This window comes from Propionicimonas sp. (assembly GCF_047606205.1).
GTDB lineage: Bacteria > Actinomycetota > Actinomycetes > Propionibacteriales > Propionibacteriaceae > Propionicimonas.
The window spans coordinates 1-15,208 of record NZ_JASGES010000144.1 but is presented as its reverse complement, the minus strand read 5'-3'; the positions used below and the strand labels follow the sequence as shown (position 1 = coordinate 15,208).

6 protein-coding genes are annotated in these 15,208 nt (G+C 72.6%); 3 read left to right on the top strand and 3 right to left on the bottom strand.

Annotation, left to right across the window (positions count from 1 at the left end):
* The first annotated feature begins 625 nt into the window (after positions 1 to 625).
* From QM633_RS09210 to QM633_RS09200, 3 genes are all read left to right on the top strand, one after another.
* Positions 626 to 2,626, top strand: a complete 2,001-nt coding sequence (locus tag QM633_RS09210) for a cytochrome c oxidase assembly protein (protein ID WP_415153457.1) — start codon at positions 626 to 628, stop codon at positions 2,624 to 2,626.
* Complete coding sequence (locus QM633_RS09205; protein WP_415153456.1) at positions 2,623 to 4,872, top strand: heavy metal translocating P-type ATPase; 2,250 nt, start codon at positions 2,623 to 2,625, stop codon at positions 4,870 to 4,872. The genes QM633_RS09210 and QM633_RS09205 overlap by 4 nt, the downstream gene beginning before the upstream one ends.
* Positions 4,873 to 5,010: 138 nt before the next feature.
* Positions 5,011 to 5,910, top strand: a complete 900-nt coding sequence (locus tag QM633_RS09200) for a DUF5134 domain-containing protein (protein WP_415153455.1) — start codon at positions 5,011 to 5,013, stop codon at positions 5,908 to 5,910.
* 122 nt (positions 5,911 to 6,032) lie between these two features.
* Here the strand turns inward: QM633_RS09200 and QM633_RS09195 are convergent, their stop codons facing one another.
* The 3 genes from QM633_RS09195 to QM633_RS09185 all read right to left on the bottom strand — a co-directional run bounded on the left by QM633_RS09195 (position 6,033) and on the right by QM633_RS09185 (position 15,114).
* Entirely contained in the window at positions 6,033 to 8,762 is a 2,730-nt protein-coding gene (locus QM633_RS09195) for a sulfide/dihydroorotate dehydrogenase-like FAD/NAD-binding protein (protein WP_415153454.1), read from the bottom strand.
* Positions 8,759 to 13,735, bottom strand: a complete 4,977-nt coding sequence (locus QM633_RS09190) for a 2-oxoacid:acceptor oxidoreductase family protein (RefSeq protein ID WP_415153453.1) — start codon at positions 13,733 to 13,735, stop codon at positions 8,759 to 8,761. The genes QM633_RS09195 and QM633_RS09190 overlap by 4 nt, the downstream gene beginning before the upstream one ends.
* A 122-nt stretch (positions 13,736 to 13,857) precedes the next feature.
* A complete protein-coding gene (locus QM633_RS09185) occupies positions 13,858 to 15,114 on the bottom strand; it encodes an MFS transporter (protein ID WP_415153452.1) in 1,257 nt (418 codons plus the stop codon).
* Positions 15,115 to 15,208 lie beyond the last annotated feature (94 nt).

Genomic DNA, 15,208 nt, shown 5'->3' with positions numbered 1-15,208 from the left:
GCATGAGGTGGGTGAGGATGGCCAGCCGCGCGGGCTCGGCCAGCGCCCGGAACAGCCGCTCCCTCGCCTGGCTCGCCGCCAGGGCGTCCACGTCGTCCCGCTCGCCCCACTGATTCATCGGCATGTGGCGATGACATCGTCAGCTCACGATGTTTGTCAAGCCGGTGGCAGTCGCGCAGGCAGCGGAGCCGGCCGAGGGAGTGGAGAGCCCGGAGGCGGCGACCCGGTCGGTGGTGGGGCGGAACCCGCGCAGCGGCGGGGCGCGAGGAGCGCGGTGACCGGCGGGGACGGAGCCAGGAGTCGTGGGCGCGGTGACGGGCGGGGACGGGCCACGGGATGCGGGCGATCGCCGGAGCGGGAACGGGGCAGTGATCGCGTCCCTGCGGGAAAGGGGGCAGGGGGACCCCGAGGGGAGGGGGCCACCCCTGCCCGGAGTACACCGTGTGAAACGTTATCCGAGATCTGGCCGCAATGCCCACCCTCGACGGCCGCGCCCACCGGCGTGTCGTGACGGGATCCGGCAGCGTCAGGCAGAAGGGGCGGCGCGATCCGAGGAGCGGGGTCTGATCGCAGCGGTAGACTCGCGCCACTCGGTGCCGACTTGTGAACGCGGGGTGATGGCCGGATGTCCGAAGCGGCGAGCGCCCACCCGTCCCGCCGGCCGTCGCTGGTGGTGACCGGTGCGATCTGGCTCTCGATCGGGCTCGCCCTGGCCTGTGCGCTGGTGGTCGGGCTCGTGCTCCCGGCGCTGCCGCCGCTGCCCGGCCGGCTCGAGGCCGACGCGCTCACCGGGATGGTCTCGAGTGTCGGCGACGTCGTCGGCCGACTGGCCGCGATGGCGGTGCTCGGCCTCCTGGCGGCTGTCGTCGCGTTCGTCCCCGCGGGGCCCGACGGAGCGTTGTCGGCGCCGGCACGGCGCATCGCCGGCTGGGCCGGACGCGCTGCCCAGCTCTGGTTCGTCGCCTCGCTGTTGATGACCTTCGCCAACCCCGCCTTCGTGACCGGCATCCCGCTCGGCTACACCCTGCGGCCGGACATCTGGGCCGACTTCCTCCGCACGACCCCCAGCGCGCTGGCGTGGCTGGTCTCCGCCGTGGTCGCTCTCGCCACGGTGGCCGTGGTGTACCGGGCCCGGTCCGCGTCCGCGTTCGCGGTCTGCTGGGTCGCCGGGGCCGCGGCCTCGGTGTTCATCGCGGTCACCGGCAACGTGTCGGTCGGCCTCGACCACGACTGGGCCACCGACGCCGCCGGCGTGGCCACCCTGGCGGGGGTCGTCCTGGCCAGCGGAGCCGTCGCCGTGGTTGCCGCGGCGCTGGCCGGTGCCCCGGAAGTGGAGGCGACTCGTCGCTACCGGCGCTGGAGCCTGCCGCTGCTGGCCCTGGCGGCCGCCGGCTACGCCCTGGTGGCGTGGCAGCAACTCGCCGGGGAGTCACCGCTCGCCGTGGTCGCCGGGGCGCCCGTCGTGGCCGGGGGTGTGCTGGTCGTCCTGCTGCTGGCCAACCGGCTCCGTCCGGCCCCGTCCGCGGCGGGACCGGCGCTGACCGCGGTGGCGCTCGACGTGGCGCTCCTGGTGCTCGGCGTCGCGGCGCTCGGCGCGGCCACACACCTGCCGCCGCCGCGCTTCCTCGTCCCGCAGTCGAGCCAGGTGAACTACCTCGGCTACGAGGTGGACGTGCCGGCGACGGCCGCCCTCGTCGCCGGCCCCGGCCGGCCCAACCTGCTCTGGGCGCTGCTGGCGCTCACCGCGATCGCCGCCTACGGCTGGGGCGTCGTCCGCGTGCACCGGGCGGGCGGACGCTGGCCGGTCTCCCGCCTGCTGCCCTGGCTGGGCGGCTGGCTGTTGGTCGGCTATCTCGCGACCAGTGGCCTGTGGATGTACTCCACCGCCGTGTTCAGCTGGCACATGCTGCTGCACATGACCGTGAACATGATGGTCCCGGTGCTGTGCGTCCTCGGCGCACCCTTCACGCTGCGGGAGGCGGCTTCCGGCGAGCCGGGGGACGCGGCGCTGCCGGGCCCGCGGGACGTGCTGGCCGCGCTCACCGCGAACCGGTTCGTCCGGTTCCTGCTCAGCCCCCCGGTCGTCTGGGTGAACTACGTGGCGTCCCTGTTCGTGGTCTACTTCACGCCGCTGTTCGGATGGCTGATGCGCTACCACTGGGCGCACCAGGTCATGCTGCTGCACTTCATGCTGGCCGGCTACCTGTTCTTCGGCCTGCTGATCGGGCCGGACCGGCACCCGTGGCAGCTGCCCTATCTGGTGCGGTTCGCGCTGCTGATCAGCGTGATGCCGTTCCACGCCATCTTCGCCGTCGGGATCATGATGGCCCGCACGGTGATCGGCGAGGAGTTCTACGACACGATCTCGGTGGGCTGGGTGGGAGACCTGCTGGCCGACCAGAACATCGCGGGCCAGATCACCTGGTTCACCGGGGAGGTGCCGGCGTTCATCGCGGTGATCGTGCTGGCCGCGCAGTGGTTCCGCAGCGACTCCCGCGAGGCGGCCGCGGCCGACCGCAGGGCCGACTCGGGCGAGGGCGAGGACGAGCTCGGCGCCTACAACGACATGTTGGCCCAGCTTGCCGAGCGCGACCGGGAGCAGGGCCGGACCGGAGGCGTCCGGTGAGCGGCACCGACCTCGCGCCCCTGGACGCGGGGCTCGAACAGCGGGTGGAGCTGGACATCTCCGGCATGACGTGTGCGGCGTGCGCCAGCCGGATCGAGCGGAAGCTGAACAAGCTGGACGGCGTTCGTGCCACGGTGAACTACGCCACCGAGCGCGCGATGGTGCTCGGCGTCGCTCCCGACCGGTCCGGCGACCTGGTCGCGGCCGTGCGGGCGGCCGGTTACGACGCCCGGCCGGTGAGCGAGGGGGCCGAGCCCGACGGCTACAGCGACCGGGTGCGGATGCTCCAGTTACGGCTGATCGTCGCCGCGCTGATCACCATCCCGCTGGGAGACGCGGCGATCGTGCTCGCGCTGGCCCCGCAGCTGCGCTTTCCCGGGTGGGAGTGGGCGCTCATCCTGGGCGCCGTCCCGGTCGTGTTCTGGTGCGCGTGGCCGTTCCACAAGGCGGCCTGGCGGAATCTCCGGCACGGTGGCACGAGCATGGACACACTGGTGTCGCTGGGCGTCCTCGCGGCCTTCACCTGGTCGGTGGTGACCACCATCCTCGGCACCCCGGACGGCGGCAGCTACTGGGTCGGCTACGGGCCGGCGCCGGTCGGCGCCGACAGCCTCTACCTCGAGGCGGCCGCGGCGGTGACGACCTTCCTGCTCGCCGGGCGCTACGTCGAGGCCCGCTCGAAGCGGTCGGCGCGGGGCGTGCTGTCCGCGATCGGCAAGCTCGCGCCGCGATCCGTCCGGGTGATCCGCGACGGCGTCGAGCAGGTGGTCCCGATCGGCACCCTGGCGGTGGGCGAGCGGTTCGTCGTGCGACCGGGGGAGCGGATCGCCACCGACGGACGCGTCCTGGTCGGCGCATCGGCCGTCGACACCTCCGCCATGACCGGCGAACCCGCGCCGCTGGAGGTCGGGGTCGGCGACCGCGTGCTGGGCGGGACGACGAACACCGTCGGGGCACTCGTCGTGGAGGCGGAGCGGGTCGGCGCCCACACCCAGCTCGCTCAGCTGGCGGTGATGGCCGAGCAGGCGCAGGCGCGCAAGGCGTCCGTGCAGACCCTGGTGGACAAGGTCGTCGCCTGGTTCGTCCCCTCGGTGCTCGGCATTGCCCTGGTCACGCTGCTGGCCTGGCTGGCCAGCGGCGGCGGCGTGCGGGCGGCGTTCAGCGCGGCGATGTCGGTGCTGATCATCGCCTGCCCCTGTGCGCTCGGCCTGGCGACGCCCACCGCGCTGCTGGTCGGGGTGGGACGGGGCGGCCAGCTCGGCATCCTGATCAAGGGCCCCGATGCCCTGGAGGCGTCCGGCGTCATCGACACCGTCGTGCTGGACAAGACCGGCACCCTCACCACCGGCACGATGGCCCTGGTCGCCACGCACGCCCTCGCCGGGCCCGCCGACCCGCTGCTCGCCCTCGCCGCGGGCGTCGAGGCGTACTCCGAACACCCGATCGGCCGCGCACTGGTGGCCGGCGCCGAGGCGGCCGGCGTCGAGCGGCCGGCCGCGACCGACGTCGCGGCCCTGCCCGGGCACGGCATCCGTGGTGTCGTGGACGGCCGCGAGGTGGTGCTGGGGAACGCAGCCCTGATGGCGGCCCGCGGCCTGGCCGTCCCCGAGGCGGCGGGTCCGCTCGTCGAGACCGCCGCGGACGAGGGGCGTACCGCCGTGCTGCTGGCCGTGGCGGGGGCGGTGTCGGCCGTGTTCGAGGTGGCCGACGAGCTCAAGCCGTCCGCCGCGGCGGCGGTGGCCCGGCTCCGGGGCCTCGGCCTGCGCACGGTCCTGCTCACCGGCGACCGGCAGGGCCCTGCGGAGGACGTCGGCCGCCAGGTCGGCGTCGACGAGGTTGTCGCCGGCGTGCTCCCCGCGGACAAGGCACGGGCCGTCGAGCGGCTCCAGGCCGACGGGCGCAGGGTCGCGATGGTGGGCGACGGGATCAACGACGCGGCTGCTCTGGCCACGGCGAACCTCGGCATGGCCGTCGTGACCGGGACCGACGTCGCGCTGAAATCGGCCGACGTCATCCTCGTCCGGCGCAGCCTGGACGTGGTCCCCGACGCGATCCGGCTCGCCCGGCGCACGCTGGGCACGATCCGCGGCAACCTGGTCTGGGCGTTCGCCTACAACGTGGCCGCCATCCCCCTGGCCGCGTTCGGCCTGCTGAACCCGCTGATCGCCGGCCTGGCCATGTCGCTGTCGAGCGTGTTCGTCGTCACCAACTCGATGAGGTTGCGCCGCTTCGACCCGGCGCGATAGCCGGGCTGCCCGCCGGTCCGTCCGGGGCCTCCGGCTACGCAGCTTTGCGCAGCCGGGAACTCTCGGGCCGTCCCGGCTTCACCGGCGTCGCGGGAGGTGCGACAGTTGTCCGGCGGAACCCGCCGAGGAGAGGACGTCATGTTCAGCTTCGCCGACACCCCCTGGAAGTTCGTGGGGCTGCTGGTGCTGTTCGCCTGGTGCACCGTGTGGTGCGCCTACGAACTGACCCGCCCGCAGGACGTGCGGCAGCGGATCTCCAACGCCCTGCACCTGGCGATGGCGCTGGTGATGCTGCTGATGGTGACCGGGCCGACCTGGCAGGCGCTCACCGCGGTCGCTCCCACGCCGGCGCTGGTCGGGTTGTTCGCCCTGTCCACGGTGTGGTTCGCCTGGCTCGCCTTCGACAGCTTCACCGCCGCGGACCGACGCGGGGGCTGGCACTTCACCGGACATGCGGCGATGTTCGCGGCGATGACCTGGCACCTCGCCGCGATGGCGTCGATGTCGGCCGGCAGGTCCGCCGGCATGGGCACCTCAGACGCCGGCATGGGTGGAATGGACATGGGCCACGGCTCGGGCGGCATGGCCGCGCCGATGGACATGGAGGCGTGGATGGCCGCGGCGAGCCGTCCCGGTGGCGTGCTGTGGATCTTCGCCCTGGTCGGCCTGCCGCTGATGGCCTATCTGCTGTGGGCTTCCGTGATCGCCATTCGTGAACTGGTCCGTCCGCGCGCCGCCGTCAACGACGCGTGCGCGTGCGGGACGGGCTGCACCTGCGGCCCCGACTGCGCCTGCAGTGCCAGCCACGCGACGCTGGAGCAGCCCGAACGCGAGCTCGTCCTCGCCGGGGCACCTGCCCCCGTCCGCGCCGCCGCCCCGGTGCCGATGGCGCACAGCTGCCACGAGCAGCGTCCGGTCGGATCGGTGAAGTACCGCCTCGCCGCCGCGTCCGACCTCGCCATGAACGCCGGGATGTTCTGGATGAGCACCGGCCTGCTCGTCCCGGTTCTGCCGTTCCTGGCGGCCCTCGCCGTCTAGCCGGACGCCCCGGCCGCTCCCTCTCCCGTCCTCGCTCCCGAAAAGGGGGTTTGCTCCCCGAATTCGGGGAGCAAAACCCCTTTTCGGGAGCAAACGCAGGCGTCTGGGCCGGGGCGGCGCTGTCAGAGGCCGTGGCGGGTGCGGCTCTCCTGCTCCTGGGCGCGGAAGAGGCCGAACCTCGGCAGGAACTTGTCCCAGTCGATGGCGTGGCTGTCGATCTCGGGGCCGTCGATGCACGCGTGCTTCCGGATGAGCTTGCCGTCCTCGACGACCGGGACCATGCAGGCGCCGCACATGCCGGTGGCGTCCACCATGATCGAGTTCAGGCTGGCCACGGTCGGCACTCCGTACGGCTTGGTGAGGTCTGAGACCGCGCGCATCATCATCGGCGGCCCGATCGCCACCACCTCAGCGATCGGACGCCCCTCGCCGCGCTGGTTGGCCTTCAGCATCGCCTCCAGCGGGGTGGTGACGAACCCCTGCACGCCGACCGAGCCGTCGTTGGTGGCGTAGATGACGTCGAGCCGGTCGCCGAACTCCGCCTGGAGCCGCCCGACCCGCTCCTGGGGGGCGTCCCAGAGTATCAGGTCGGCACTGCGGAAGCCCGAGATCAGGGTGACGTGGTTCCCCCGTCGCAGGTGCTCGCGCATGATCGGGTACACCGGTGGGAGGCCCAGCCCTCCCGCGGTGAACACCACGGTCGAACCCTCGTCGTAGCGGTGCACGTCGCTGGCCCGTCCGAGCGGTCCGGCGACTCCGGCCAGGGCCTGACCGACCCGCATCGCGTTGATCTGGATCGTGGAGGTCCCCATGCTCTGCACCACCAGCGTGATCGTGCCGGCCCGGACATCCCAGTCGGCCAGGGTGAGCGGGATCAGCTCCCCGTCCGGGCTCGGCAGGACGCGGACGAACTGCCCGGCTCGCGCCGTGCGCGCGATCACCGGGGCACGGACCGTGAACTCCTCGATGCCCACGCTCAGGTGCTGCTTGGCGACGATCGCCGGCAGCTCCCCGGCGAGCTCGGTGTAGGCCAGCGCCCTGGCCACCCGTGTGGTGACCTCCGCCGGCTCGAGCTGTCCGATCGTGCCCAGGATCTCCCTGGCCGCGGACTGCCCGTCCCCGGCGGCCCGGATCGCGGTGGATCCGCCGCGCGCGGCGTCGCCGCCGGTGTAGACCCCCGCCACCGAGGTCTCCTTCGAGCCGTCGGCGACCTGCTGGATGACGCCGTTCGGCGACACCGACAGCCGGGGCTCGGAGTCCTTGATGATCGGGTTCGCCGAGTTGCCCAGCGCCATGATCACCAGGTCGGCGGGCAGTTGGCTGGTCCGTCCGGTCGCCACCGGGCGCCGCCGCCCGGACGCGTCCGGTTCGCCGAGTCCCATGATCTCCACCGTGGCGGAGGTGACGAAGCCGCGCTCGTCGCCGGCGAACTCGACCGGCGAGCGCAGCACGGCGAGCTCGATGCCCTCCTCCAGCGCGTGCTCGAGCTCCTCCACCCTGGCCGGCATCTCCGCCCGGGTGCGCCGGTACACGATGGTGACGACCCCGCCCAGGCGCCGGGCGGTGCGCGCCGCGTCCATCGCGGTGTTGCCGCCGCCGATGATCAGCACCTGCCGGCCCGCGACCAGCGGCAGCGGCGTCTCGTGGTCGGCCCGGTGCGCCTGCATCAGGTTCACGCGGGTCAGGAACTCGTTGGCGCTCATCACGTTCAGCAGGTGCTCGCCGGGCACGTTCAGGAACCGGGGCAGGCCGGCGCCGCTGCCCACGAACACGCGGGCGAACCCGGCGTCGCGGAGCTGCTCCAGCGTCGCGGTCTTGCCGACGACGAAGTTGGTCACGAACCGTCCGCCGAGCGCGCGGATCTTGGTCGCGACGTCGTCGATCAGCTCGTTCGGCAGCCGGAACTCCGGGATGCCGTAGCGGAGCACCCCGCCGAGCTCGTGGAAGGCCTCGAACACCGTGACCGGGAACCCCTCCGCCGCCAGCAGGTAGGCCGTGATCAGCCCGGACGGTCCGGAGCCGACGACGGCGATCGGGGGGCGCAGCGCCGCCGCCCACGGGTCCCGGACGCCGGCGTACCGCGCGCCGTCAGCCTCCGGGTCGGCCAGCTTCGCCCACTCGGGCAGGAACCACTCGAGCTGCCCGATCGTCATCGACTGCTTGTGGATGCACATGCCCTGGCACTGCAGTTCCTGCGGGCACACCCGTCCGGTCACGTTCGGCAGCGGGTTGCACGACTCGAGCATCTCCAGCGCCTCCCGGAAGTGCCCGGTGCCGATCAGCTCGAACATCTTCGGGATGTGGATCTGGACGGGGCACCCGCCCTGCGGCTCGCGGTGCCCGGCCAGCAGGACGCCCAGTTCGCAGGGCGCCTCCGCGCACTGCTTGTCGCGCAGCGCCTCCAGCCACACGAACAGCTCCACGTCGCGCCGGGTGTAGCCGAGGTCCATGTAGCCGAGGAACCCCTTGTTGACCAGCTCGAAGTCCTCCGAGCGCTCCCTCGGCTTGCGGATGTAGGGGCCGATCGCGTTCCCGGCCGGCCAGTTCTCGCTCAACCCGGCGAACATCGGGTAACGCCCGGACAGGTGCTCGTCCAGGGCCCGGATGAACATCCTCTTCTTCCCGACCGGCAGCTGCCACAGGAACCGCATCAGCAGCTTGCTCGCGTCGTCGTCCCGGCTCAGCGCCTCCCACAGCTGCCGGGTGAACTTCGCCCCGAGTTCCGGCTGCCGGAACTCCCAGGCCACCGCCTCCATGCCGTCGGCGGTGAACAGCTCGCGGAACGCGCGCGGGTCGGCGACCAGCCGCCGCTCGAGCAGGCCGAGCTGGTTGGCGAACGACGGCGCGCTCACTGGATGATCTCCGCGTCGCAGGTGGCCCTGACCCGCATGATCCGGGCCTGCAGCTCCGGGGTGAGCTCGAGGCCGTCGAGGACGTCCGGACGCATCCGGCCCACGGTCCGCGGTCCGCCGTCCACGACGATCGTCGCCTTCTCGAACAGCGCGGGGAGTTCCTGGTAGCAGGTCGCGCAGTCGTTGCAGCGCGGCAGGTCCTCGGGGTCGAGCCAGATCGGACGCTCGGCCACGGCCGTCGCGGCGGCTGGTGCGTCCGCGGCGGGGGTGGTCATCGGCGCTCCGAACAGGCCCAGCCGCAGCGCCCCGCCGGCGGGCGCGCCGGACGCGGTGGCGAGGTCGGCCATGGCCTTCGCGATCTCGTCGAGGGCGGACTCCCTGGCGTCGATGGCCTCGCCGTAGCGGGACGTCCACTCGCCCAGTTCGACCCGGTGCCGGGCGGCCAGGACCGCCTCGGACTGCCCGGCGAGGAACTGGAGCAGCTGCCAGTTGCTCCTGCGGTCCTCGACCAGGGCGACGATGCTCGGCGAGCAGGCCATCTTGACCAGGTGACGCTTCCGGTCGGTGGTGAGGACGTAGGGAGTGCGTCCGGTGCGCTGGTGGGCGGGCAGGTCGACGTACTCGGCGATCGGGACGGCGCCCGCCTCCTCGTGCGTGGCGAGCCAGCGGAACTGCTTGGCGAAGCGCACCTCCCCGATCGCGAACTCGGCCGGGGTGAGCGGCATGGTCAGCACCTGCAGCTGGCCGCGGTCGTCGCGGTAGGTGAGGGACGTCGGCACCCACAGGCCGTCGGGATCCGGGTTGCCGTCGAGGCTGAGCCGGTCGGCGATGCTCGTCCCCCGCCGGGGGTCGTGCACGAACAGCGGGTGCATCCGGCTCTCCACGGCCAGCCGGGAGCGGGCGTTGGCGAGATCCTCGGCCATGCCGTTCTCGGTGTCGCAGGGCGCGTAGGCGATCATCAGTGCCGCGCCGTCGGTGTACCCGATCAGGTCGGCGGACGCGCGCAGGAAGTGCCCATGGAACGCGGCGGCCGTCGAGCACACGTACACGCCGGGGTGGAACATCGCCAGCAGACCGAGCTCCTTGCGGGACTCCTGCTTGCCGCCGTGGGCGCTCCCGTACCGGGCGAGGTCGGCGTCCTGGCCCGCGAAGGACGCGGTCGAGGCCTGCCCTCCGGTGTTGGAGTAGCCGCCCGTGTCGAGGACCAGCGACTTGATCGGCGTCCCGCCGGCGAACACCCGCGACATCGCACCGAAGCCGATGTCGAACGCCGCGCCGTCACCGCTGATCGTCAGCACGACCGGGACGAGCGCACGTTCCTGAGGCGTGAAGTCGCGCCAGGACAGGGTGGCAAGGTGGCCGTCGTGTACTTCAGCGTCGTACTCCCCGGCCAGCTCCAGCGCCGCCGTGCGCAGCGCGCGCACCTCGCCGACCAGCCCGGACACGAGGCCCTCGTAGATGCCGACGGCGAGCGGCTGCGCGTCCTGGAACAGCCCGTTGACCCAGGGGTCCAGATAGGCCGAGTTCGGCACGGTGGACGCGTACACGCTCGAGCACCCGGTCGAGTTCGCCATCACGGTCGTGGACGGGCCGTCCCCGGTGGGTCCGGACTCGTACAGGTACAGCCGCCGCTCGAGTTCCGCCGCCGTGGCGGTGACCCGGTCCCTGCGGGCGCCGTCGGGGAGCCGGGAGCCCAGCGCGGCGAGCGCGTCCAGCACCGTGTCGAGGTCGTGAAGGTGCGCGGTGCGCCGATCGGCGCCGATCCGGTGGCTGAGCGAGTTCAGCAGGTGGATCGCCGTCACCTCGCCGCAGCCGCGGCAGGCCCCGTGGCCGCCGGTCATCGAGTAGTAGTCGCTGCGCGCCAGCAGGACGCGCTTGATGTCGCCGCCGGGCGCGGTCGCGTCCGCGGTGATCCGGGCCGGGGTGTCGGGCAGCCTGGTGAGCCGCTCGAAGCGCGTCTCGAGCATGGCCAGCAGGGTGTCGTCCTGGTCGGCCGAACCCAGCGCGTCCGGGCCGCACACCTCGATGCACTGCAGGCACCCGGTGCACTTCCACGGGTCGACCACGGCGGAGAACAGGACGCCGCTGCCCGCGGCCGCTTTCTCGGCCGCGTCGAACAGGGGACGCGTCCGGGCGACGGGGAAGGCGGCGAGGGCGGCGGTCACGCTGTCCAGCCGGCCCGCCGGCACCGCGTCGGCCAGGTCGTCCGCCGCCAGCCTGGCCACGACGGCCAGGTCCGTGGCCGCCGGATCGGCGAGGAAGCCGTCGCGGACGCCCTCCGCCCAGGCGGGGACGAGGCCGTACCAGACGGCGCGCTCGTCCTCGGGCAGGCCCGCGGCGTCGACGGCGGCGTAGAGCAGGTCGCCCAGCTCGTGTCCGGTGTTCGGGATCGCGTTGTCCGGGCAGGCCAGCGCGCACTCCATGCAGGCCGTGCACGCCGTCGGGTCGAACACCGGAACCGTGCGGCGGAAGATGCCCTTGTTCTTGGCCGCGCCGGTGCCGACCGGCATGAACAGGCCGGTGCCCGGCAGCACCGGTGCCTCGTCGATCGTGCCCTCACGGAAGGGCCGGGCCATGATCTCCTCGTAGTAGCCGGGGTCGAAGAGCCCGCTGGTCCGTTCGGTGCCCACCGACGGGGTCATCGCCGGCGACAGCGACGGACGCGCGCCCGTCCCGACGGTCGCGGCCTCGACAGCGGCGAACGCCGGGTCGGTGTGGTCGACGACGACCGCACCCATCCCGTCCCGGACGGCGGCGAGGTTGGCCTCGATGACGGTCTCGCCGCGGCGTCCGAACTTCTTGGCGAGCTCCGCGCGCACCTCCGCCTCGATGTCGGCCTGCGAACCGGTGATCCCGACCGAGCCCAGGATCGCGCCGATGAAGGCGATCCCCATCATCCGGGTCTCGAGCTGCGGGTTGGGCGCATGGGCGCGGGCGACCGCGAACGCGTCCAGGACGAGGAAGCGGATCCCGCGTTCGCGGATCACCCTGCGGGCGAACGCGGGCAGGGAACGCCACACCTCGAGCGGGGCCTGGTCGGACTGCATGATCAGGGTGCCGCCGGCGACGAGGCCCTTCAACGGATTGGTGTGGGAGAACACCTGGTGGTCGGGGCAGACGACGAGCTCGACGTCCTCCAGTTCCGCGTTCGTGACCAGGACGGGCTGCGGCGAGAGCGTGATGTAGTAGTTGGTCGCCGCCCCCGACTTCTCCGAGCCGTACTTGGGGGCGGACTTCGAGTGCATCCCCAGCAGCGAGGACAGGATGTCGGTGAGCAGCTTGCCGGTGGCCACCGTCCCGTAGCCGCCCACGGAGTGGAAGCGGATCCGCAGCGTGCCCTCGGGCATGATCGCCGGGTTGGGCCCGGTCTCCAGCGCCATCAGCTCGGTCTCCGGGTAGGCCTCGCGCAGCCGGTCCTGCACGGCGGCCACGGCCGGGGTCGGATGCGCGGTGAAGAACTGCGAGCCCAGGTAGACCAGGGGGGCGGGGGCGTCCTTCGCCATGTTCCCGAAGGCTGCGACGAGGTGCCGCGGCTGGAGGTCGTGGCCGCCGAGGCCGAAGATCGCGGTGGTCAGGCGGGGGATCCGGGCCAGACCGGGGACGCCGGGGTACGGCGCCGCGCCGTCGGCCTCCGCGTTCGCGCGGGCGTGGAACAGCGCCTGGGTGACCAGGCGGGTGAGCGCGGTGTCGTCGGAGCGCTCCAGGACGGTGACCGCCCGCGCGCTGCGCAGTGCTGCGACCAGCTCCGCCTCGGGGAACGGCTGGAGCAGCTTCACCGACACCACGCCGACCTTGAGGCCCTGCGAGCGCAGGTACGGCAGGACGGCACGGACGTCGTCGGTGATCGAGCCCATGCCGACCATGACCAGGTCGGCGTCCTCGCAGTCGTAGGCCATCACGGGCGCGTACTCGCGCCCGGTGAGCTCGGTGTACTCGGCCATCGCCCTGCGCACGAGCGCGGGCACGGCGGAGGCGAAGTGGGTGCGGTGATCGGCGGAGCCGGCCTGGAAGTCCGGCTGGTTCTGCACCGGCCCGGTCAGCCCGGGATTGTGCGGGTCGACGAGGGCGGGGACGAGCTGGCGCGTGCCGGCCGGCCACGCGCCCAGCCACTGCCTTCGCCACGGAGCCTGCAGGGAGGCGGGGATGCGCCCGACCGTCTCCTCGACGAGGTCGCCGTCGTTGTCGGCCTCGATCCGCGGCGCGCGGGCGCCCAGCCAGGTGCGCAGGGCGGTCAGGTCGGGCGCGGAGAAGTCGTCGGCGTGCCGGTCGAGCCAGCGGTTCAGTTGGAAGACCCGGCCCCGGGCGCCGAACAGGAGTTCCTGGGCGACGGTCGGGCAGGGGATCCGTCCGGCCGGGTCGCCGAGGTAGTCGCGGAGCAGCTCGGGCTCGGGCAGGAGCACCTCGCTCATCACGTGGCTGGTCGCGAACCCGTCCATCGCGTTGGCCACGGGGATCAGCGACAGCGAGGAGGCCCGGTAGGAGATCGCGGCCAGGTCGGCGGCCTCCTGCGGGTTGGAGCCGAACAGGATCGTGTAGCCGGTGGGGAGCAGGGCGTACACGTCGTCGTGCCCCGCCATCACGTTCAGCGAGTGCCTGGTCACCACCCGCGCGGCCACCTGCAGCACGAAACCGCCGATCTTCCTGCCGACCGTGACGTAGTGCGACTCCAGCCCGTACAGGATGCCCTGGCTGGAGGAGGCGTTGGAGATGAAGTTGCCGCCGACCAGCGCGGCACCGAGCGCGCCGCTCTGCGCGGAGTGCTCGCCCTCGGTCTCGACGAAGAACGGGTGCCTGCCCCAGACGTTGAGCTGGCCGTCGGCCCGGGCGGCCTCGAAGTTCTCCGAGATCTCGGTGGACGGGGTGATCGGGTAGCCGATGACACCACCGCAGACGTGCTTCATCACGTGGGCGACGGCGCCGTTGCCGTTGATGACGTCGGGCACGCCGGGGTAGCGGGACATATTGGCGGTCATGCTGACTCTTCCTCGAGTGGTGACCCGCCCCGGTGGAGGGGCTCGTCAATGAGCAGCTTTACCACCAGACCGGGATGCCTGCATTGTCCTCCCCCCACACCGGCGCCGGGGCGGAAACGCGGCTATTCGAAGACGGTCTCGCGTTGCCCGTCCGCGTCGTCGACCGCCGTGACCCTGCGTTCGGCACGGCTCAACGTGCGCCAGGACGCCACCGCGATCAGCGCGGCGAGGGTGGAGAAGCCGATCACGACCAGGAAGCCCTCGTGGTGCCCGAAGCTGTCGATCACGCCGCCGGCGACGCTGGAGCCGACGGCGGCGCCGATCCCGATTCCCGTCCCCATCCAGGCCAGGCCCTCGGTGAGCCGCTCGCGCAGCACCAGACGCCCGATCAGCGTGTTGCCGTTGATCAGCGTCGGGGCGACGGTGACGCCGACCAGCACGCCGACCGCGGCGAGAATCAGGACCGAGCTGGCCAGGAACAGCCCCAGGGTGGCGACGAAGAGCGCCAGCACCCCCACGACGAAGCGTCCGGGGAGCGGGGAGCGCCAGTGCCTCGCCCCGTAGAGGAGGCCGGCGAGACCGGACGCCGCGGAGAACACCGCCAGGACGACGCCGGAGGCCGACCGGACGTCCCAGCTGGTCGCCGCAGCGACGACACTGACATCGATGCTCCCGAAGACGCACCCGATCAGAAGGTTCACCGCGACCACGGCGGCGACGCCGGGGGTGAGCAGGATGAACTGGCGCAGCGCCGCGGGACGCTCCGTGCCCGCGGGCGGACGCGGCGAGACCGGCGGTTCGGTCGAGCGCTGGGAGTAGAACAGCTTCGCGCCGAGCAGGGACAGCAGGACCGGCGCCATCAGGCCGGCGGCGGGGTGGACGCCGGTGGACAGCGCGGTGGCCAGCACCGGCCCGACGACGAACGTGACCTCGTCGAGGGTCGACTCCAGCGAGAACGCGGCGTGCAGCTGGTGCGGGTCGGAGGTGACGTTCGTCCAGCGGGCGCGGACCAGAGCGCCCGGCGAGCCGCCGGTGGCACCGCTGATCACGACCGGCGCGAACAGCGTCCACGCCGGCAACTGGAGGACGGCGAGGACGACGGTCACCGCGAGCATGCCGGCCGAGACGACGGTGGCCGGATACATCACCCTGCGCTGGCCGTAGCGGTCGACGAGGTTGGACAGGACGGCCGTCCCGAGTGCCCAGGCGACCGAGTTCGCCGCGACCAGTGCGCCGGCCAGCCCGTAGCTGCCGTACAGCGCCGACACCATCAGGACGATGCCGAGGCCCATCATCGCGCCGCCGGAACGGGCCAGCAGCCCCGCGGAGGAGAACCTCAACGCGCCCGGGATCCGCAGGATCTCCTTGTACGCGCGCATTGGATCAGTCTCTCACGCGCATCCGCGCGGCCGAAATCGCCGCGCCCCGCCCGTCCCCGTCGCCCCACCCGTTGCGTTTGCTCCCGAAAGGCGG